Raw genomic sequence first — 20,032 nt, 5'->3', positions numbered from 1 at the left:
CTGACGCCGCGCAAGGTGCCTGAGCGCGCGAGCGCGTCATTTTGCCGCTAAACGGGGGACAGAGCCGGTGGGACAATGGGTCATTACCCCTGACATTGGCTCAGACATGCTCACCTCCACCGCCGCCGCTCATCCCGCCGATTCGGCCCTTCCAACCGGTTCCGCCGTGAGCGCGCCGCCACGCTCAGGCAGCCGCCGCGCGACGCCGTGGGCCGCCGCGCGTACCCAGACGCGCAGCGCCGCGCGCTGCTCGAGCTGCGCGATGCGCCAGCTCTGCATGCCGCAAGGCTTGTCCACCGACGAGCTTTCGAAACTCGAGACGCTGATCTGCTCGGCGCGCTCCGTGCATCGCGGGGAAGCGCTGTACCGCAGCGGCGACCGTTTCGACAATGTCTACGCGGTACGCTCGGGCTCGATGAAAACCGTGATGGCGCACCGCGACGGACGCGAACAGGTCACGGGCCTGCGGCTCGCGGGCGAAGCGCTCGGCCTTGACGGCATCAGCGAAGACCGGCACGCATGCAGCGCGGTTGCGCTGGAAGACAGCACCGTGTGCATCGTTCCTTACACCGCGCTCAAGTCGCTGTGCCGCGAAATCGGCTCGATGCAGGAACGCCTGCACAAGCTGCTCGGCGAGCAGATCGTGCGTGAAGCCGCACAGATGATGGTGCTCGGCTCGCTGTCGGCCGACGAACGCGTGGCCGCCTTTCTGCTTGACGTGTCGGAGCGCAACGCGCAGCGCGGCTATTCGTCGGCCGAATTCAATCTGCGCATGACCCGCGAAGACATGGGCAGCTACCTCGGCATGACGCTCGAAACCGTGAGCCGCACCCTGTCAAGATTTCAAAAACGCGGCCTGATCGACACGCAAGGCAAGCACATCCGTATCGTCGATCTGGACGGTCTGCGGCACGTCTGAGTGCGAGCAAAGGGCGCGGACCGCGCGCCCGCGCCCCTTCCCACGTTTTTCCGGCGGGCCTTTTGCCTTGGCATGGCATCTGCGAGCGGGTACAGTCTTTGTTTAGTCCGTCCCCCGCAAGGAGACCCGGCGAATGTACCGCGATCCCGGTCCGCATCACCCGCTTGTTCAGCGTCTGATCGACGCGCGTCAGGTTACCGACGCGCTCTTCTCCATCGTCAAGCCCGAGTTTCTCTACGAAAGGCCGATCCGCGAGCGGCATCGCATCGTGTTTTATATCGGGCATCTGGAAGCTTTTGACCGCAATCTGTTCGATCAGCGCCTGTTCGAGCTGCCGGCGTTCGATCCGCAACTGGATCAGCTTTTCGCATTCGGTATCGACCCCGTCGACGGCGGTTTTCCGACCGATCAACCTGGCGACTGGCCCTCGCTCCAGATCGTGCGGGAGTACGGCTTGCATGCCCGCGAACAGATCGACCGCGAACTGCGCACACTGACCGACTCCGCGCGCATTGGCGCCTCGGAGCAACTACTGAATGTCGCGATCGAGCATCGGTTGATGCACGCAGAGACGCTTGCGTACATGCTTCATCAATTGCCGCTGGAGCAGAAGGTCACCGATCTGCGCGAACCCGTGGTGAGCAGCTCGGGGCGAGCGGACAGCCTTTCGTCGATGGTCAGCGTGCCTGCGGGTTCGACCACGCTCGGCATGCCGCGCGACGGCGGGCGCTTCGGCTGGGACAACGAGTTCGGCGAATTGCACGTGGACGTGCCGGCCTTCGAGATGGACCGGTATATGGTGACGAACGGCGCGTTTCGGGAATTCATCGACGCGGGCGGCTATCGCGACCCGAAGTGGTGGTCCGAGCAGGACTGGGCGTGGAAGGAAGCCGAGCGTATCGAGCATCCGGCATGCTGGTCGCGGCGCGATGCGCAGGGCCCACGCGACGAATGGACGTTGCGCACGATGTTCGACGAAGTGCCGCTGCCGCTCGACTGGCCCGCATACGTGAGCCACGCGGAAGCGAGCGCGTACGCGCGCTGGGCGGGCAAGGCGCTGCCCACCGAAGCGCAATGGCAACGTGCCGCCCAAGGTGCGCCGCACGCGGGCCCAGGCAACTTCGAGTTTCGCCATTGGGACCCGCGTCCCGTGGATGCCTATCCCGACAACGTCAGCGCATTCGGCGTGGAGGGCCAGTTCGGCAACGGCTGGGAGTGGACCTCGAGTCTGTTCGACGCGCTGCCGGGCTTCGAGCCGTTTCCGTTCTATCTGGGGTATTCGGCGAACTTCTTTGACGGGAAGCATTATGTGCTGAAGGGCGGGTCGGCGCGCACCGCACAGTGCATGTTGCGGCCGACGTTTCGCAACTGGTTCCAGCCGCATTATCAGTATGTTTATGCGGGGTTTCGGTGTGTGAGGGGTGTGACAAATAAGGCATAAGTTGATCGCCAAAACGGCCTTATGCTTTATTGCAAATACCTGCCGACTTATGCTTTATTCTCCCCATGGCAAATATTGAGGTGAGCGGAAGACATGCGCCCAATGCCATGGGTTGAGTATGATCTGATCCTAACTAAAGTTTACCTCGCATTACCAGTTTGAGTATACGACTGCTTTCCGTGCCGGCCCAGAACCAGCCTCCTATCTTCGAGCGAGCAACGCGCACTGTAAGCCGGCCGCCGGTTGCCTCAACTTCTCTCTTGACCTCATGCAGCCTCTGCACGAGCCGTTGCCTACGCGCGCGACGCCTACCAGCCCTTTCAATGCCCCTTTCAAATTCTTCCTCTCTTCTCATAGTTGCCGCCAAGTCCGGGAGTATTACTTCTATCCTCCTTGAAGTGACGCGCAACGACCGCGCGAGTTCATGTACAGACATTCCAGGCCTCTCACCAGCTGCCTCCTGAAATGCCAGAGCGAGTTCAGCATCTCGGATCGTCCTGCGGCGCGCCCGGGGGATAGAATCGGACGGCCGGTAAGCGCGTTCAATTTTTCCGTCAAGCAGGTGTACCAGATTCGCGCCTGTTGTCACGCATATCGTCATTAGCAAATCGATGGCGAACCCTAGGTGAGCCAGCGCGCTTTTATTTTTTCGTCTACGTCCTACCCTGTCTTAAGTGGGCTAGCAGTAGCTGTTACCGCTTCGTTCGCTCTGACGCCCAGGTTGTCTCTCCGTCGCTGGTCGCCACAGCCCTGCGTCCGCTCGCGCCAACGCAATGCTAGGGAGGCTTTTGTGGCTCACGGTAACTTCTCGCCTCACGACTTCGCCGATCTCAGCGAGGTCGAGCTCGATCACCGTTATCGGTTATTGATTGACGCCGTGGAGGACTACGCGATTTTCATGCTCGACCGATCTGGTAACGTAGCAAGCTGGAATCCGGGTGCGCAACGCGCCAAAGGCTACTCTCCAGACGAAATACTGGGACGGCATTTCTCCGTTTTCTACACCGATGAAGATTCGCGCACCGGAAAGCCCGCGCGACTGCTCGCTGCTGCGAGAGATCATGGCCGGGCAGAGGATGAAGGCTGGCGGGTCCGAAAAAACGGCAGTCGATTCTGGGCAAATGTCGTTATGACCGCCGTTCGCAATGAGGGCGGTGACCTGGTCGGATACGCAAAAATCACGCGCGACCTCACCGAGTCGCGTCGGCTCAATGAACTGGAACGGGTTGCCGCCGACTCGGCACTCGTCCAGAGCGCTCGGGAAGACGAGAAAAAGCACATTGCGCGCGAACTTCATGACGATCTGGGTCAGCGGATCTCCGCACTGAAGATGACTCTTGCCCTGCATGAGACGGATATCTCGCAGTATGTTCCTATGAACGTTACCGACCGCCTGACTGGGATTCATGAGCTTGCCGCTCAGCTGGACGCGATGGCCACGGCAATACGACGTATCGCAGCCGACCTTTCCCCGCGCGCGCTGGCTCAGTACCGCATGAGCGCGGTCGGGATAGCTCGTGGCGAGGAAATTGGCGAAGGCGCCCCGTACTCGTCGTGCCCATGCCTTGGCCCGGAGTACACAGATCGTTCCGCAGCGGAAAACGCAATGAGGCATACAGTTCAATGCCAGATCCATGTCTGCGAGACGCGCGTCGCGCAACACGGTTGCAATCGGCTCGTTCTCGAAGAAATCGAATGGGCTGGCATAACGCCGCACGCGTTCGCCGCCGGTATCTGGCACGCGCGATGTGCTCAGGGTGAAGCTTCATATGAAACTCGGCGAGGCGCCGGGCTACGGCGTGGGCGTCGCCACTGCCCGCCGTGCCGTGCAGGAGTGCCCAGTCGAGCATGCGATGTGCTGGAAGCCTATGCATTTCCACGAGCCAGTCGACGACAGCTCCCTTTCCACCGAGCTGAATCGTCCCTTGCGGATTGACGACGAGAGGCACGACCCCGAGATACACAGATTCCGCAAGGCGGCGGTTCAAGCGCAACTCTTCATTGCAGTAGAACTGCCTTGCCTCGAGTGTTCTGAAGTCGAGCTGATCATAGTGCACGGCCTTCTTGAGCTTATATGCATACTGAAGCGTAAGAGAGACGCACGACATAGATGGACACGACATATTGTGAGGTCGTCCCGTTCGCCGCCAAGATGGCGCAACTCAGCAAGGCTGCGACTTAGCCGGAGCGGCCAGACGCCGTCGAAGTAATTCAAACGCATAGGCTGGTCGAACGGGCGGCCCTACACTGAATACAGTGTTTGACGCAGAAGGCGTGTCATGCATGACATGTTCGTTGGTCACAATCGACACTTCAAGGCCTCGCCATGGCGCTAGCTACTGATCTGCACGCCGTTTGCCGGCTCCACAAACTTTGCTTCGTTCGGGCGCCGTGAGCCTATCTCACCCGGCTGCCGCTCGATGAACAATCGGGCGACGCCTGGGAGCGCGTGCCATATAAACGACACGCCGGTCTTCCCTACGAGGACAGCGCTCAGCAGCTTCTGCCCGTCGCCTTCCACGGGCCGCTGTTCACTCCGGACGCCGGCTATGACGGCGGCGCCTGCAGCGTCGACGACATCAACCGGGGGGCGCGTGCCGTGGCTGTGGACGCAGCACTTCATTAGCAACGCATCCGTGCATATTGACGCGGGCGTATCGCTCGAACGGTTCGTCAAACCAATCGACCTCGCCGGCGGTCACGTGTTCGCGCCGCTCGGCTGGACGGCTCGCCCGCTCGAGTCCGAAAAGCTGAACTACGGTCATGTGTCTCGCCGTTGATGTGCATCAATCTCACCGCCGCGCGAGAGCTTAGTCTGAGATCGCACATGGCTATAAGCGAGGCTCGGTATGCTCAAGCGGATCTTCTTCATTTGCTTTCTGGCGCTGCCGGGGTCGTTCGTATTCGTATCCCTTGTCTGCGTGCATCCTCGCAGCCGCGCGGTCCTCGCTGAACTCGCGTATGGCCCGCAGTTGTTCACGTTTGTGAAAGGACACATGGCAGGGTGGCCACGGTTCCGTTGGTCCTCTATAGCCACGTCCGTCGGAGAGCGCCGGATTGTTAACGGGAGCGTCAACCATGAAACACAGACTGACTGAAAGCGGGTGGCCGGTAGATGCTCAACGCCGACTCGAAAGCGCCGATGCCGGATTCTCAAGATACATGGTAGGTGTATACAACCACATGGCCGCGGGCCTGGTACTGACGGGCGTCGTTGCCTATCTTGGAGCGGCCAGCGGATTGTATGAGTCGATAGCCTCAACGCCGCTTCTTTGGATCGTGGTGATCGCCCCGCTTGCGCCAGTCTTTCTGCTGAGTTTTCGCATCGAGCGCATAGGCCTCGGTGCCGCCAGGTTCGCCTTTTGGGGCTATGCCGCGCTCGTCGGGCTGTCGCTTTCCAGCGTATTCCTGGTATATACGGGCGAGAGCATCTGGCATGTTTTTGTCATCAGCGCGGCCACTTTTGGCATAACGAGCGCCTATGGTTACACAACGCGCACCGACCTATCCCGCTTAGGACCTTTCCTCTTCATGGGCCTCATCGGCATCCTGATCGCGATGCTCGTCAATCTGTTCCTTGCCTCCACGGTATTGCAGTTCGTGGTCTCCGTGTGCGGCGTGCTGCTGTTCACGGCGCTCACCGCGTATGACATGCAGCGCATTCGCGGCGTTTATGCATCCGGCGAAGATAGCGACCTTGCCGGCAAACACGCGGTCATCGGTGCCCTCGCGCTTTACTTGGACTTCCTCAACATCTTTCTTATGCTGCTGCGTCTGCTAGGTAACCGTCGGCGTTGATCTCGCGGTCGCGTCCATATGGCGTGCCATTGACATAGCCGCGCGCCCCCGTCTCCCTGAAAGCATGGTTCCTATCCCCACTGAGCGACGCGCTGCTCGTCCGCGCGGCCTTCATTGCGTGGTCGCGCCCCCTCCACGCTTTCAATCCCTTCTGATGCGGCACCCAGATCCCGTTCGACGTCCCGTGCGGTCCGGCGCGTGGCGGGCTCGGCAGCCGCAGGCGCAGGCGCAGGCGCATCGTCCAACGGAAGCGGAGCCGCCCGGGCCCGGCGCGACGCACGCCCGGGCTTCGCCGGCTGGATACCGAACCACGCGACGTCGCGACGCAACCCGGCCACGTAAGCACGCCAGCCCTGCGGATTGTCCTTGAACAGATGGTCATGCACCGATGCACTCAGCGCGCCCCGGTCAAGCGGGTCCTCGAGGAGCCATTGCGGCCACAGGCAGAAGGCATGGAGCGCCCGGGCTCTGAACTCGTCGAGCGGCAAATCCGGAAGCAGATGCGCGAGCAATAGTTCTTCTTCGAGAATCGGATTCTGGCCGATCACCTCCTCCACATTCGTGGCCGAGACTGCCGCCTCGTTGAGCCGGGCAATCAATTGCAGCACGCGTCCCAGATGAAGCAACAGGGCACGCCTTTCGAGAGCGTCTTCCATGATTCGCACCGCTTTTTGACAACAACGTCGAAATGCGCACAGTCGAATGCGTAGGATTAACTGCTGTCCGCCGGCGTTCCAGTTCTCAGCGTAAGCAGCCCCCCCAGCGCGGATATTGATTCGCGTCAAGTGCCTCAACGGCGCGAAGGTCGGGCAAACAATACAAGCGCGCCACCAGATCACCGGAATCCTGATGACTCAGGTGTGCAGTGCGCAGGCCTCCCGGCGAAAAAGTGCCCTGCTGCCACCTTGGCGACTTCATCTTGCCGCCCGCACGGCGTTGATGCAGATCAATCCCGACGCCGTGCAAGACGGCTTAAATGGGCGGACGGTCGCGTCCCTTGTGCAACGCGGGCACCCACCGTCTCATCTTGCGGAGGTCAGCCGTGTCCCACGAAACGCTCGTTTTCCATCAGGACGCCCGGCAATTGCTGCTCAACGGCGTGAACGCGCTCGCCGAAGCCGTGAAGGTCACGCTCGGGCCAGGTGGTCGAAATGTGATCGTCGAGCGCCCGCCAGGCGCACCGCTGGTTGCCAATTCAGGCGTGGTGGTCGCGGGATCGGTCGATCTCGCTGATCCATACGAGGAAATGGGTGCGCAACTCTTACGCGAGGTTGCCACACGCACGAGCGAAGTGGCCGGCGACGGCACAACCACGGCGACCACGCTCGCGCAGGCCATCGTCATCGAAGGCAACAAATGCGTGAGCGCTGGCTATGATCCGATGGCGCTCAAGCGCGCGATCGAAGAAGCCGGCAAGCGCGTCGTCGAGGAACTGCACCGGCTCGCGCGTCCATGCGCGTCGGCCGACGAAATGCGACAGATCGCGACCATCTCCGCAAGCGGCGATGCAAGCATCGGGATGCTGGTGGCCAAGGCGGTCGAGCGTGTCGGCAAAGAAGGTGCCATCAGCATCGAGGACGGCTCGAAGCTGGATGACGAACTGGAAACGGTCGAGGGTTCACTGATCGACCGCGGCTTCGTGTCGCCGCTATTTGTGGACGAAGACCATCGCGATGTCACACTCGACGAGCCGCGCGTGCTGCTGTGCGACATGAACGTGTCGTCCGTCGCGCAATTGTTGCCGGTTCTCGAAGCGGTGATGGCTACCGGCAAGCCGCTTTTCGTGATCGCCAACGAGATCGAAGGCGAGGCGCTCGCTACGCTCGTTGTCAATCATCTACGTGGCACCTTCAGGTCTTGCGCGATCCGCTCCCCGGGGTTCGGCGAAAGCCGCACTGAACAACTGACGGACCTCGCCGCGCTCACGGGTGCCACGGTCATCTCGCCGAAGACCGGCCGTACGCTCGAGAGTGCCACCCTCGACGACCTCGGAGCCGCGCGGCGCATCGAGGCTTCGCGCGAGACAACGACGATCGTCGCTGGCCATGGCGACCATGCACGCATTGCCGAGCGGATCACGGGACTCAAGAAGCGGATTGAGGCAGCCTCCGACCCGCACGAGCGCGACGCGCTGAACCGGCGCCTCGCGAAGCTGGCAGGAGGCGTCTCGGTAATCCGTGTCGGCGCGGCGACCGAGACCGCGTTGCGCGAGCGCAAGAACCGCTTTGAAGACGCGCTGCATTCGACTCGGGCCGCCGTCGAAGAAGGATTCGTGCCGGGCGGCGGCGTCGCGCTGCTGCGCGCGCGCCGCGCACTGGAGCGATGCGGCGACACACAAACGCATCGGATCGGGGCGCGGATCGTCCACGACGCACTCGCCGCACCGTTGCGGCAGATCGCACAGAATGCCGGCGCCGACGGGCAAGCCATCGTGCACGCGGTCGCACAAGCCGATGGCGCGTTCGGTTATGACGCGGCGAACGGTGAATACGGCGACATGATCGCGCGCGGCATCGTCGATCCGGTGAAGGTGGCGCGCACAGCGCTGCAAAACGCGATCTCGGTCGCGTCCCTCCTGCTGACGACCGACTGCATGATTGTGCGGCCAGCGCCGCAACGTGCATTCGGCCCTGGCCGCGGCGGCCCGAGGCCGGAGTTCGCGTGACTACCGTCCATCACGCCGGAGGCCTCACGAAGTGCGTACATCACGAGCCATGACCCGCGCGGACACGACAAACCTTGATGGGCCTGAACAGCCCGTCGCAGCGCTCGATGCCGCAGATGTTCGAACGTTGCCCGCGATGTTCGAGCTGGCCTGCACGCGTTACGCCACACGCCCGGCGTTCAGTTCATTCAGTCATACGATGGATTATCGGGAGGTTGCCCGATATGTGCGCCAGTTCTCCGCGTTTCTGCTCGGCGAACTCAGACTCGGGCCGTCCGAGCGCGTGGCCATCATCTTGCCGAATGGGCTGCCCTACGTCGTGGCCTTTTTTGGCGTCCTCGACGCAGGGCTCGTCGTGGCAAACGTCAACCCGCTCGCCACGGCCCTCGAGATGCAGATCCAGTTGTCGACGGCGGCGGTTTCAGCCCTCGTCATACTCGAGAATGTCGCCTGGAAACTGGACGATATTCTTGATGAGCACCAGGCGAAGAGCGTGGTATCCGTCGCCGTCGGCGACCTGCTCCCGCTGCCAGAACGCGCTGCGATGGACTTTGTGCAGCGGGTTGTCCGGGATTCTATCCCCGCAACGAGAAGGGAGTACCGGACATTTAGCGCCGCCTTGTCCCGCCCGTACGACACCCGCGACGATCGACCCTCGGCCTGCCTCGACGATGTTGCGCTCCTGCAGTTCACGGGAGGCACGACAGGCACCCCAAAATGTGCAATGCTCACGCACCGCAACCTCAGCTCGAACGTTGCACAGATCCGGGCATGGCTTGGCCACGCGTTCTGTGCAGCGCCTCAAACCGTTTTCACGCCGCTGCCGCTCTTTCACATATTCGCGCTGACTGCCAGTCTGCTTACGTTCGTCGACATCGGCGGACACAACATCATCCTCCCTGATCCGCGCGACCTCCCGGCACTCGTAAAAGTCTTGCACCGCACGCGCCCCAATGCGCTGTTAGGCGTGAATACACTCTTCAATGCGCTCCTCGACGCGCCAGGGTTCGACACTATCGACTGGTCGCGTCTGCGCCTTGTCATCGGCGGCGGAGCAGCGATCCACCCGTCCGTTGCAGCCCGATGGCAGGCCGCGACGGGGATGCCGATCATCGAAGGATACGGGCTGACCGAGGCATCGCCGGTCGTATGCGTGAATCCGAGCGATGCTAAGCACTTTTCCGCATCGGTGGGCTACCCACTGCCTTCAACGGAACTCAGCATCCGCACGGACCACGGTGACCGGGTCGCGCCCGGAGGCATCGGCGAAGTGTGGGTCCGCGGACCGCAGGTCATGCGGGGTTACTGGATGAATCCCGCCGAGACGGCCCGGGTGCTCTCCTCCGATGGCTGGCTCCGCACAGGAGACATGGGTTACCTCACGGCGACGCGAATGCTCGTTCTCGTGGACCGCAAGAAAGACGTCGTCATCGTGTCGGGTTTCAAGGTTTATCCATCGGAAGTGGAAGCGGTGGTATCCGCGCTCGCCGGCGTAAGCGCCGCAGCCGTGGTGGGGGTGCCGGACGAACGGTCGGGACAGGCCGTCAAGCTGTTCATCGTCCCTGCGTCGCCGGATCTGTCCAAAGCGGTCGTGCTGGCGCACTGCCGTAGCTGCTTGAGCGCGTACAAGATTCCACGGTTCGTCGAGTTCCGCGAACATCTGCCTGTGGACCAGCTCGGCAAAGTGTTGCGCCGCGCGCTGATCTGACGAACACACAATTGGACGCGCCATTACGACGCCCGCATTGCGGCCTTAACCACAGTGCGGCGATTGATGACGATCAAGCGTTGTCGTGTGCATCGCGCATACGCTGGAAGTCCGACCCCGAAGGGCTCATCCGATATGAACGACGACGCCGTCAGCCGCTCACCGGCCAATGTGCAGCGGTTGCTCCAGATCATCGACGCCTTTGCGGCTGAGGTGAGTCCCGGGGGACAGAAGCCGCCATCGGTACGACTCGACACTTACTTTGAACGCGACCTGGGGCTCGACAGTCTCGCGCGCACGGAGCTGCTCGGCCGCATCGAGAAAGCGCTTGGCGTGCGATTTCCCCTTGAAGTGTTCGGGCAGGCGCTCACGCCGCGAGATCTGTTGCGCGCCCTCGATGGGAATGCGTCGGGGCGGCCTGCTCCCCCGGTCGGCGCGGTGGAACTCAGCGCGCGGGGCGGTGCGCTCGATCCGCCCAGCGACGCAGGAACCCTGGTCGAAGTGCTGCAGTGGCATGCATCGCGACGACCGGAACGTACTCACATCGTCGTTCTGGAAGACGACGCATCGTCGCACGCGATAACGTACGCGGCGTTGCACGCGGCCGCCCTGCGGGTGTCACGCGGCTTGCGCGAGCTCGGTGTCGGTCCCGGAGATACCGTCGCACTCATGTTGCCCACCGGCAGCGATTATTTCGCCTGCTTCGCTGGCATTCTGCTCGTCGGCGCCATTGTCGTACCGGTCTATCCACCTGCACGCTCGGCGCAGATTGACGATCATCTCGCGCGGCACGCAGCGATTCTTTCCAACGCCCGCGCTCGTGTGATGATCGCGCCCTCGCACGCGCGCGCAGCCCGACTTCTGGCCAAGGCGCGCATCCCAACACTCCATGACATTGTTACAGCGCCTGAACTCATGGGCGAGACGGATACCGAAACGTACGTCCCGCAGGCCGAAGACGTCGCGTTACTACAGTACACGTCCGGCAGCACCGGCACGCCGAAAGGTGTCGTCCTCACGCACGCCAATCTGCTCGCCAATATTCGGGCGATGGGCGAGACTGCCCGGATCGAGGCAGACGACGTCTTCGCGAGCTGGCTCCCGCTCTATCACGACATGGGTCTAATCGGTGCATGGTTCGGCCCGCTCTACTTCGGCATTCCCCTCATTATCATGTCCCCGCTATCGTTCCTGGCACGTCCGGCGCGCTGGCTGCAAACGATCAGTCGCCACCACGCCACCTTGAGCGCAGCACCCAACTTCGCGTATGAACGTTGCACGCGCAAGATCGAGGAGGCCGAGCTGGACGGCGTCGATTTGTCCTCCTTGCGGCTTGCGTTCTGCGGTGCGGAGCCCGTTAGCGCATCCACCATGCGGGCATTCGCCTCTGGCCTTGCCAACCATGGCTTCAGTGCAACCGCCCTTACCCCCGTCTACGGCCTCGCCGAAAACACGCTGGGCCTGACGTTTTCGGAGCCGGGCAGAGGCCTGCGAACAGATCGCATCAGCCGTGCCCGACTGGCCAACTCGCAGCATGCAGCGCAAGCAGAATCGCCTGACGATGTACTCGAACTGGTATCGTGCGGACGTCCATTGCGCGGCAATCAGATCCGCGTTGTTGACGCGGCGCGCAACGAGCGACCCGAGAGAGCGGTCGGCAGGATCGAATTTCGCAGTTTGTCTGCGACGCGCGGGTATTTTCAGAATCCCGACCTCACCGCGCGGCTTATCCACGACGGCTGGATCGACACCGGCGACCTGGGCTACATGGCCGATGAAGAACTGTTCATCACGGGCCGGGTGAAGGATCTGGTGATTCGGGCTGGGCGTCACTTTTTCCCCTACGAACTGGAAGCGGCCGTTGGGCTACTGCCTGGCGTGCGTGCGGGTTGTGTCGCGGTATGCGGAGCGCCTGACGTCGAGACCGGCACCGACCGGCTGATTGTGATCGCGGAGACTCGCGCCACTGACCCGGCCGCGCTCGCGGCAATGCGCACTGCCATCAACGAAGCATCTGTGACCCTGCTCGGCGCACCGCCAGAAGAAGTCGCTCTCGTTCCCGCACACAGTATCCTCAAGACATCCAGCGGGAAGATTCGCCACTCAGCCACCCTCGATCTTTACCTGCGCAGCCGCGGGCATCTCCTCCCGCGCGCGGCGTGGCGTCAGTGGCTCGATATCGGCGTGCATACCATACTGCCGGTCGGCCGGAGATTACGAACTGTCGGCAAGCGCTTCGCCTACGGTGCATGGTGCTGGTTCGGCATTGTCCTGATAGCCGTACCAGCATGGTTAGCAATTGCATGGAATCCGGATGCCAAACGAAACTGGGTGATCGCATCGCGCGCGGCGCGCCTCTCGCTGAAGCTTGCGGGGATTCGCATAACGGTGCGCGGTGCCGACCTCATCGACGCGTCGCGGCCCGCCATTGTCGTCGCCAATCACGCGAGCTATCTCGACGGCGTCGTGCTGCTCGCTGCCCTTCCTTCTTCGCTCCATATCGTTGCAAAGCGAGAGCTGGCCAGCACGCCGTTGGTTGGCCGTTTTCTTCACGCGATAGGCGTACGTTTTGTCGAACGCGTCGACTATCGGCGCATGGTCGACGACGAACGCGCGCTGGTAAAGCAGGCGATGTGCGGAGCTTCGCTGCTCTTCTTCCCTGAAGCAACTTTTGTCAGATCTGCAGGCCTGCGGCAATTCCGGCTAGGCGCTTTTGTTACCGCGTGCGTCGCGCACCGACCCGTCATACCCGTTGCAATCGCGGGCACACGCGCCGTGCTGCCGGACGGACAGTGGTGGCCCGTGCGAGCCGATGTGACGGTCACCGTGCTTGCGGCCCTCGCTCCGCCGGGGGGAGACATGAAGGCGGCAGCAAGCTTGCGCGACGCGGCGCGAGACGCCATCGCCGCATATTGCGGAGAAAAGATTTTGAGCGAAATCTCTCCACTGGAAATTCCCGCTCACCACGACGCCGGGTGACCGACTCCGCATTGAAGATTTGCACGCGATGACTCCGGCTCTGCTCACCGACGACATGGGTTGTCCCGGTCAGCGCCACTTTGACTGCGCGGCTCGGCTGGCGCGGCGTCGCCACACCGATAGCCGCATTGCCCGGTTCTTGTGTCCGTCTTCCGTCTACATCTCGTGCACTCGACGAAGAACGAAAAACAGGTTGCTCGAGACAGCATTCGCAATCGGTACCCGCTCCAGAGGCCGATTCAGTTTCATGCCGAGTTTTGCGAGCGTATTGAGAACACGGCCGCCCTTTACGCCCTTTGCAAACGTCGGGAAGAACTGATGGTAGCCGCATACTTCCGGCACAAAGCCCGACTTGAGAAATAGACGCTTCGCGTCGCCGAGACTATATAACCGATTATGGCCTTCGGGCTTCTTCAGGAGTCGACAAGCGTTCTCAGTCAGCGACCATCTGTTTGGCAAGAACGTAATCACCAGCAGTCCGTTATCCTTGATGACACGCCAAAGCTCGTCGAGACTTTTCTGTTCGCGGGCCACATGCTCCAGTACGCCACTGCCGACGACTGCGTCGAATTCGTTATCTCTGTATGGCAGCAGATATTCGTGGCTGAGAGGAGTGAACGACAATTCCGCGTAGTCGTGGAATTCCTGGAATTGGCCCTCGGTGCACAGATCGCAGCCATATATGGTGATATCTCGATGAAGAGCACGTAACAGGCAGGAATCTGGGGCATGCCGGCATCCCCAGTCCAGTACTTTCATCCCGTCCTGAATGTACGGCGCATAAATCTCGAAGACGCGAACATGGCGGTCGAGGCTGGCATCGTTGGCGATGACCGAACGTACATACTCAAGATATTCGCCATCGCCCCTCCGGTGTGCCACGTATTCCCGGCAAAGCCTGGAGTAGATTTCTTTGGCTTGCTTCAAATGAATCGCGGGAACCAACTGTCGATCGACGGGCCTGTACATATCCACTCCCGGTATCAGAACGATGCGACGAACGAGCATTCATTTGCTATCAGTATGGCGGCGGCCTTATGGAAATCTTCAAATTCTCGCGATGTTGGCGTCCTTTAGCTTGATTTTATCGGCGAAAGGCAAAACGGTTCCAGGCCCGTATTTTTCCGAGACCTATCCTCTCGTTTATTTTTATGTGGCTTGCGAATTGAAACACGTATCAAAGACATGTTGATCCGACTGCAGCCGGCTAGCACAAGGACGAAAATCGTTATGGCGCGGCCTTGCAATCGTGGCGCACAGAAGCATGATCGTTCATGATAATCGCGGGTGATTAAACGGGTGGCCGGATCTGATTATCGCGGTTTCGCTCAGTAGACACGACGCCAGGATGGCGGGGATTTTCGATCTTGACTCTCAGGTTCGAGGTCGCTGAAGCACCGCTAGCAGCGCAAAGAGCGAACGGTGTGAGGGTTAATTTTCGCGCGCTGAGCCTGTCCCCGGTATAGCGTCTACCCAGTGACTAGGCAACGGCCAGTTGGTCGACCACCCATCGCACTCCCTTCGTCGACCACGCCACGCCGCAAGCCACGCGCTTGTCAAGTAATGAGTCGACTACTCCAGTCAACCTGACGACACCGTCTCGCACGTCGACGGAAATACCAGCCTGCTCATGCCGCGAGCGCCGCCGCAATGCATCGGCGATCTCCTTGCTGATATCAGCAGCGAGCGGATCGACTCGCACCTTGATCTGATTGGCGACGCCGACGACGCCTCGCATCCGCGCCACGAGCCCCTCGGCCAGCTGACGCTGAAACCCGTAGTGCACCTCGCCTGTCAGGGTGACGCAACCGTGTTCCACGATCACCTGAATGGCGTTGTCGGGCAAACCTTCCTGCCATTGCAGCGCCGAGACAATTGCTGCCGCGAGGTCTTCGTCGCTGTGCCTCAACGGGGAAGGCGCACGGACCACAACGTCGAGCACAACCGCACGCGCGCCGCTGACCCTTTGGACCGCTTTCTGCACTGCGAGTTTTTGCGCACAACTTTGCACGGACCCTTCAAGGGTTACGATACGGTTGAGCACTGTAGCGGTGACGTTTCTGGCGTCGAATGCCGGATCCCAAAGCAGCTCCTGCTCGACATCACGCTTGAGTTCCTCGTCTGATTTCATCGATATCTCCTGCGACCGTGACGCACAGCGATGCATGTCGCCATGGATTGCAATTCGGCAACTGATGCGTGAACCTTAGTCCGCGTGGCGGGCTGCCGATTGATGTAAATCAAGCGCATTTCGGGCGCAAGTCCGGAGCAGCCTGGGCACATGACCCCCGACGCGGTGCTTGCCGGCCGGCAAGCGGACTAGCCTCCGATTGATGCACGTCAACGGGACCGTGGGCACCGCGCATATGCTGCAGCAATACGGCAAAGCGGTATGCCATGAATGAATCCGCTACTCGCACTGGGGCCTTGGCCGGTTGAGGGGATAGGCGCTCGAGCGACGACGTCCGGAAGCCCATAACTAGGAGACGCGATGAACTGGCTCACTGAATATTTCGCGCAGCGGACTAACCCGCTGACACTGTCCCTCTGGGCCTATCCACCGCTTGTCGTCGGGCCGGAAGGTCCAGCGGCACCGCCGGTTCACGTCTTGCGCTATCCGGGTGTACCACTCGCGTTCACAGCGGCGGAGACGGTGACGTGCGGGTCATCCCGCTACGATTTGCCCGCGCACTATGACACCGCTGAGCCCGTCGTCACATCCACCGCGGATGCAGTGCTGGATGCGGAGTCGCGGCAGTTTTTCCGCAGTGTTTCCATCTACGCGCCGTCCCGGTTCAACCCAGATTTCCTCGTGACGATCAACGGTGCGTATTCGTTCGTACCAGCGTTTTCGCCCGACGGCAGTCCGGGATTCTCGGGCTCCTGCACTGGCCCGCTCAGTGAGCCGCACCATCCGTCGCAATTGCAGCTTCCCTGGATGTTTCAGGGTTTCATCTCGATCTGACGCGGCGTTAGGACTTACAGGCCCTTCGCGTTGCGGGCACCGCTGCCGCCGCTGCTGCAATTGCGGCGCAGCGGTGGCCCATCGCGCTCGCACAGGAGTAGCACATGGACGAGCAGCATGTTGTCGAGTTCGCGAATCTGCGGCGCACGGACATTTATCGCGTCGGCGGCAAGAATGCCTCATTAGGTGAAATGGTGGCGAATCTCGGAACGCGCGGCATCAAGGTGCCGCCCGGATTCGCGATCACGGCTGCAGCCTATCGGCATTTCATCGAAGCGAACGGCCTGATGCACGTTATTTCCGCCACGCTCGCGGAACTCGCAGACGGAAAAACCACCTTGGCGGAAGCCGGACTCGCCATTCGCCACGCCATTATGCGTGGCGAATGGCCCGACGAAACGGCTCGCGCCGTTCGAAATGCCTACGCTGCTTTAAGCCTCAACGCCGGACTCGTCGATGCGGACGTCGCCGTGCGGTCGAGCGCGACGGCTGAAGACTTGCCCGACGCCAGCTTTGCCGGGCAGCAGGAAAGCTTTCTTAACGTCAGGGGCGAGCGTGCGTTGCTCGAGGCGTGCAGGCGCTGCTATGCGTCGCTCTTCACCGACCGTGCGATCAGCTACCGGCAGGCAAAAGGTTTTGACCATCTGAGGGTCGCGCTTTCCGTCGGCGTGCAACGCATGGTGCGCTCGGATCTGGCCGGTGCGGGAGTGATGTTCTCCATTGATACGGAAACCGGATTCGAGAAAATTGTCCTGATCAATGCAGCATGGGGACTCGGAGAAAACGTCGTACAAGGCACAGTGGATCCCGACGAGTACGAGGTGTTCAAACCTCTTCTGGCACAGTCCGGGTACTCGCCCATCGTCGAAAAGAAGCGAGGCAACAAGGAGCTCAAGTTTGTGTACACGGACGAACCTGAGCGGCCCACGCGGAATGTGCCGACGTCCCGGGCGGAGCGCGCCGCGTTCGTACTTACGGACGAGGAAATACTCTGCCTCGGACGATGGGCGTGCGCAATCGAAGAACATTACGGACAGCCGATGGACATTGAATGGGCGAAAGATGGGCGCACCGGAGACATCTTCATCGTACAGGCACGGCCGGAAACCGTTGAATCGCGCAAGGAAGCAAGCGCCGTCAAGACCTATCGGATCGGGAAGACGGGCCGCAAGCTGGTGTCCGGCGTGAGCATCGGCGAAGCGGTCGCGGTGGGCCCCGTCTGTGTAATCGACAGTCCGCGCGATTCCGCGCGTTTCGTCGACGGCGCCATTCTCGTGACGACCAATACAGACCCCGACTGGGTGCCGCTTATGAGGCGCGCCGCTGCGATCGTCACCGATCACGGCGGCCGTACTTCGCACGCGGCCATAGTGAGTCGCGAACTCGGCCTTCCGGCCATTGTCGGCGCCGGCAATGCAACCCGTCTGCTGCACGACGAGCAGAAGGTGACCGTATCCTGCGCCGAAGGGCGGGAGGGATTCGTGTACGAAGGCACGGCGGAATACAAGGTCGAAGATATCGATTTCAGAGGCATTCCGCCGACGCGCATCAAGGTCATGTTGAACCTCGCGAATCCAGCTGCCGCGTTCCGCTGGTGGCGCGTTCCGGCCGATGGTGTCGGCCTCGCCCGCATGGAGTTCGTGGTGAGCAACCATATCAGGATTCATCCGATGGCCCTTGTCCACTACGATGCGCTGAGCAACGAAGCCGCGAGGCGGGCCATCGCCGAATTGACCGCCGGCTATGAACCGCGGACCGGGTATTTCGTGGAGCAGCTTGCCCGCGGTCTGGGAAGGATTGCCGCCGTTCAGTATCCGCACCCTGTCATCGTTCGCATGAGCGACTTCAAAACAAACGAATATGCCAATCTCATCGGGGGATCGGACTTCGAACCAAAGGAAGAGAATCCGATGCTCGGATTCCGCGGGGCGTCGCGCTATTACTCGGAGCGTTACCGGGACGGTTTTGCTCTGGAGTGCCAGGCTATTCGCCGACTTCGCAACCAGATGGGCTTCGACAATGTAATCGTGATGATTCCCTTCTGCCGGTCGACGAAAGAAGCCGATCGCGTGCTTGAAGTCATGGCGCAAAACGGACTAAAACGTGGAGAGAACGGCCTTCAGGTGTATGTCATGTGCGAGATTCCGTCCAACGTGATCCTCGCCCGGGCTTTCGCACAACGCTTCGATGGATTCTCGATAGGCAGCAACGATCTGACGCAGTTGACGCTCGGCGTGGATCGGGATTCCGTTGAACTCGCCGAGTTGTTCGACGAACAGGACGAGGCAGTGAGATGGATGATCGAGCGTGTCGTTGCGGAGTCGCACGAGGCCGGCGCACACATCGGCCTATGCGGCCAGGCGCCGAGCGATCACCCGGAGTTTGCGGGCTTTCTCGTCTCATGCGGCATCGATTCGATCTCAGTGACCCCGGATAGCTTCATTGCGGTCAAAGAGCGCGTTGCCGCCGCCGAGGCCGCCACACCACGAGCTTCCGTAGCAGAGGCATACACCGGAACCGATGCCATGAGACCGCGTGATCATGCCTGAAATTGTCACCATCACGCTGAACCCGGCTGTCGATGTGGCGACGGCGATCGAACGGGTGGTCGATACGCGCAAGCTCAGATGCAGCGCGGCGCGCCGCGATCCCGGCGGCGGCGGTATCAATGTGGCCCGCGTGATACAACGCCTCGGCGGGGACTGCACCGGCTTCTACGTTGCCGGAGGTGCAACCGGCGTGATGCTCGGACAACTGCTCGACGCCGAGGCTTTCGTGGGCGTCGGTATCGCGATTACCGGAGAGACCCGAGAAAATTTCTCGGTCCTCGAGCAGTGCAGCGGCCTCGAATATCGCTTTGTCCTTCCAGGTCCAACGCTCGCCACGACTGAATGGCAGCGGTGTATCGATGAGTTCGACGCGCTGCAGGTAGCGCCGCGCTATCTGGTAATGAGCGGCAGCCTGCCTCCTGGCGCACCGGTCGACATCTACGCGCGGCTTGCCCGCCTCGCTGCCGCGCGAGGCACGCGGGCCGTCCTCGACACATCAGGCCCGGCACTTGGCGCGGCGCTCGACGCAGGCGTCTGGCTCGTCAAGCCGAGCCTTGGTGAGCTGCGCGAACTCACGGGACAGCCGCTCATCGATGAGTCGGAATGGATTGGCGCAGCACAGCATATCGTGCGTGCAGGCCAGGCGCGAATGGTGGCGGTGACGCTCGGCGAACGTGGTGCGCTGCTGGTCACCGAAGACCGGTGCTTGAGGGCGGCTGCACTGCCGACTAAGGTGTGCAGCTCTATTGGTGCGGGTGACAGCTTTGTTGGCGCGCTGATCTGGGCCTTGAACCGCAATGCGGGCATCGACGAAGCGTTTCGCTACGGCATGGCGGCGGCGGCGGCGACATTGCTTGGTGCCGGCACAGCGCTTTGCGAGCGCGGCGAAATCGAGCGGCTTTATCGGGAGATATCCATCGGCTGACCGGCGAGATGGCGGACCGGCAACGGCGCAGCGGGCGACGGATGGGCCGGCGTCCGGTCTGCTCCGGTAGCGGCTTGCCGCCG

At 61.6% G+C, this 20,032-nt stretch carries 14 protein-coding genes; 11 read left to right on the top strand and 3 right to left on the bottom strand.

The window, feature by feature from the left end; translation table 11 throughout:
• Nucleotides 1–106: 106 nt before the first annotated feature.
• From HV711_RS00450 to HV711_RS00430, 5 genes are all read left to right on the top strand, one after another.
• Entirely contained in the window at nucleotides 107–919 is an 813-nt protein-coding gene (locus HV711_RS00450; RefSeq protein WP_425195012.1) for a helix-turn-helix domain-containing protein, read from the top strand.
• 133 nt (nucleotides 920–1,052) lie between these two features.
• Nucleotides 1,053–2,360 (top strand): SUMF1/EgtB/PvdO family nonheme iron enzyme, encoded by a 1,308-nt coding sequence (locus tag HV711_RS00445; RefSeq protein ID WP_035476590.1) that lies wholly within the window; start codon nucleotides 1,053–1,055, stop codon nucleotides 2,358–2,360.
• Between the two features lie 898 nt (nucleotides 2,361–3,258).
• The gene (locus HV711_RS00440; protein WP_244142631.1) at nucleotides 3,259–4,296 is read left to right on the top strand and encodes a PAS domain-containing protein; all 1,038 of its coding nucleotides are present in this window, start codon (nucleotides 3,259–3,261) and stop codon (nucleotides 4,294–4,296) included.
• Nucleotides 4,297–4,909: 613 nt separating this feature from the next.
• The gene (locus HV711_RS34055; RefSeq protein WP_425195011.1) at nucleotides 4,910–5,140 is read left to right on the top strand and encodes a hypothetical protein; all 231 of its coding nucleotides are present in this window, start codon (nucleotides 4,910–4,912) and stop codon (nucleotides 5,138–5,140) included.
• A gap of 298 nt (nucleotides 5,141–5,438) precedes the next feature.
• Nucleotides 5,439–6,158, top strand: coding sequence for a Bax inhibitor-1/YccA family protein (locus HV711_RS00430; RefSeq protein WP_035476597.1), 720 nt, complete (start codon nucleotides 5,439–5,441; stop codon nucleotides 6,156–6,158).
• Nucleotides 6,159–6,229: 71 nt separating this feature from the next.
• Here the strand turns inward: HV711_RS00430 and HV711_RS00425 are convergent, their stop codons facing one another.
• Nucleotides 6,230–6,814 (bottom strand): hypothetical protein, encoded by a 585-nt coding sequence (locus HV711_RS00425; RefSeq protein WP_035476599.1) that lies wholly within the window; start codon nucleotides 6,812–6,814, stop codon nucleotides 6,230–6,232.
• 386 nt (nucleotides 6,815–7,200) lie between these two features.
• Between HV711_RS00425 and groL the strand changes: the two genes are divergently transcribed.
• The 3 genes from groL to HV711_RS00410 all read left to right on the top strand — a co-directional run bounded on the left by groL (nucleotide 7,201) and on the right by HV711_RS00410 (nucleotide 13,510).
• Complete coding sequence (gene groL / locus HV711_RS00420; protein WP_035476601.1) at nucleotides 7,201–8,823, top strand: chaperonin GroEL; 1,623 nt, start codon at nucleotides 7,201–7,203, stop codon at nucleotides 8,821–8,823.
• A gap of 49 nt (nucleotides 8,824–8,872) precedes the next feature.
• Nucleotides 8,873–10,531 carry an AMP-binding protein gene (locus tag HV711_RS00415; RefSeq protein WP_035476604.1) on the top strand — a complete coding sequence of 553 codons (1,659 nt, stop codon included), beginning with the start codon at nucleotides 8,873–8,875 and terminating at the stop codon, nucleotides 10,529–10,531.
• A 135-nt stretch (nucleotides 10,532–10,666) separates the two neighbouring features.
• Complete coding sequence (locus HV711_RS00410; protein WP_035476606.1) at nucleotides 10,667–13,510, top strand: AMP-binding protein; 2,844 nt, start codon at nucleotides 10,667–10,669, stop codon at nucleotides 13,508–13,510.
• A 156-nt stretch (nucleotides 13,511–13,666) separates the two neighbouring features.
• Here HV711_RS00410 and HV711_RS00405 read toward each other — a convergent pair whose 3' ends face one another.
• The gene (locus tag HV711_RS00405) at nucleotides 13,667–14,479 is read right to left on the bottom strand and encodes a class I SAM-dependent methyltransferase (protein WP_035476628.1); all 813 of its coding nucleotides are present in this window, start codon (nucleotides 14,477–14,479) and stop codon (nucleotides 13,667–13,669) included.
• Nucleotides 14,480–14,990: 511 nt separating this feature from the next.
• A complete protein-coding gene (locus HV711_RS00400) occupies nucleotides 14,991–15,641 on the bottom strand; it encodes a BON domain-containing protein (protein WP_035476609.1) in 651 nt (216 codons plus the stop codon).
• A gap of 360 nt (nucleotides 15,642–16,001) precedes the next feature.
• On the opposite strand from HV711_RS00400, the gene HV711_RS00395 reads away from it, so the two are divergent.
• The 3 genes from HV711_RS00395 (at nucleotide 16,002) to HV711_RS00385 (ending at nucleotide 19,949) form a co-directional block, all read left to right on the top strand.
• On the top strand, nucleotides 16,002–16,475 hold the full coding sequence (locus HV711_RS00395) for a hypothetical protein (RefSeq protein ID WP_035476611.1): 474 nt from the start codon (nucleotides 16,002–16,004) through the stop codon (nucleotides 16,473–16,475).
• A gap of 104 nt (nucleotides 16,476–16,579) precedes the next feature.
• Nucleotides 16,580–19,024: a phosphoenolpyruvate synthase gene (gene ppsA / locus HV711_RS00390; RefSeq protein ID WP_175144957.1), complete on the top strand. Its 2,445-nt coding sequence runs from the start codon at nucleotides 16,580–16,582 to the stop codon at nucleotides 19,022–19,024.
• A complete protein-coding gene (locus tag HV711_RS00385) occupies nucleotides 19,017–19,949 on the top strand; it encodes a 1-phosphofructokinase family hexose kinase (protein ID WP_035483293.1) in 933 nt (310 codons plus the stop codon). Before ppsA ends, HV711_RS00385 begins: the two co-directional genes overlap by 8 nt.
• Nucleotides 19,950–20,032: the final 83 nt, after the last annotated feature.

The organism is Paraburkholderia phenoliruptrix, assembly GCF_902859825.1.
GTDB classification, from domain to species: domain Bacteria; phylum Pseudomonadota; class Gammaproteobacteria; order Burkholderiales; family Burkholderiaceae; genus Paraburkholderia; species Paraburkholderia phenoliruptrix.
The sequence above is the reverse complement of the archived record's forward strand: the minus strand, read 5'-3'. Positions and strand labels throughout refer to the sequence as shown.

Coding starts and splice junctions, on each gene's coding strand:
- HV711_RS00450 (WP_425195012.1), top strand. CDS start 107: ATGCTCACCTCCACCGCCGCCGCTCATCCCGCCGATTCGGCCCTTCCA.
- HV711_RS00445 (WP_035476590.1), top strand. CDS start 1,053: ATGTACCGCGATCCCGGTCCGCATCACCCGCTTGTTCAGCGTCTGATC.
- HV711_RS00440 (WP_244142631.1), top strand. CDS start 3,259: ATGCTCGACCGATCTGGTAACGTAGCAAGCTGGAATCCGGGTGCGCAA.
- HV711_RS34055 (WP_425195011.1), top strand. CDS start 4,910: ATGACGGCGGCGCCTGCAGCGTCGACGACATCAACCGGGGGGCGCGTG.
- HV711_RS00430 (WP_035476597.1), top strand. CDS start 5,439: ATGAAACACAGACTGACTGAAAGCGGGTGGCCGGTAGATGCTCAACGC.
- HV711_RS00425 (WP_035476599.1), bottom strand. CDS start 6,814: ATGGAAGACGCTCTCGAAAGGCGTGCCCTGTTGCTTCATCTGGGACGC.
- HV711_RS00415 (WP_035476604.1), top strand. CDS start 8,873: ATGACCCGCGCGGACACGACAAACCTTGATGGGCCTGAACAGCCCGTC.
- HV711_RS00410 (WP_035476606.1), top strand. CDS start 10,667: ATGAACGACGACGCCGTCAGCCGCTCACCGGCCAATGTGCAGCGGTTG.
- HV711_RS00405 (WP_035476628.1), bottom strand. CDS start 14,479: ATGTACAGGCCCGTCGATCGACAGTTGGTTCCCGCGATTCATTTGAAG.
- HV711_RS00400 (WP_035476609.1), bottom strand. CDS start 15,641: ATGAAATCAGACGAGGAACTCAAGCGTGATGTCGAGCAGGAGCTGCTT.
- HV711_RS00395 (WP_035476611.1), top strand. CDS start 16,002: ATGAACTGGCTCACTGAATATTTCGCGCAGCGGACTAACCCGCTGACA.
- ppsA (WP_175144957.1), top strand. CDS start 16,580: ATGGACGAGCAGCATGTTGTCGAGTTCGCGAATCTGCGGCGCACGGAC.
- HV711_RS00385 (WP_035483293.1), top strand. CDS start 19,017: ATGCCTGAAATTGTCACCATCACGCTGAACCCGGCTGTCGATGTGGCG.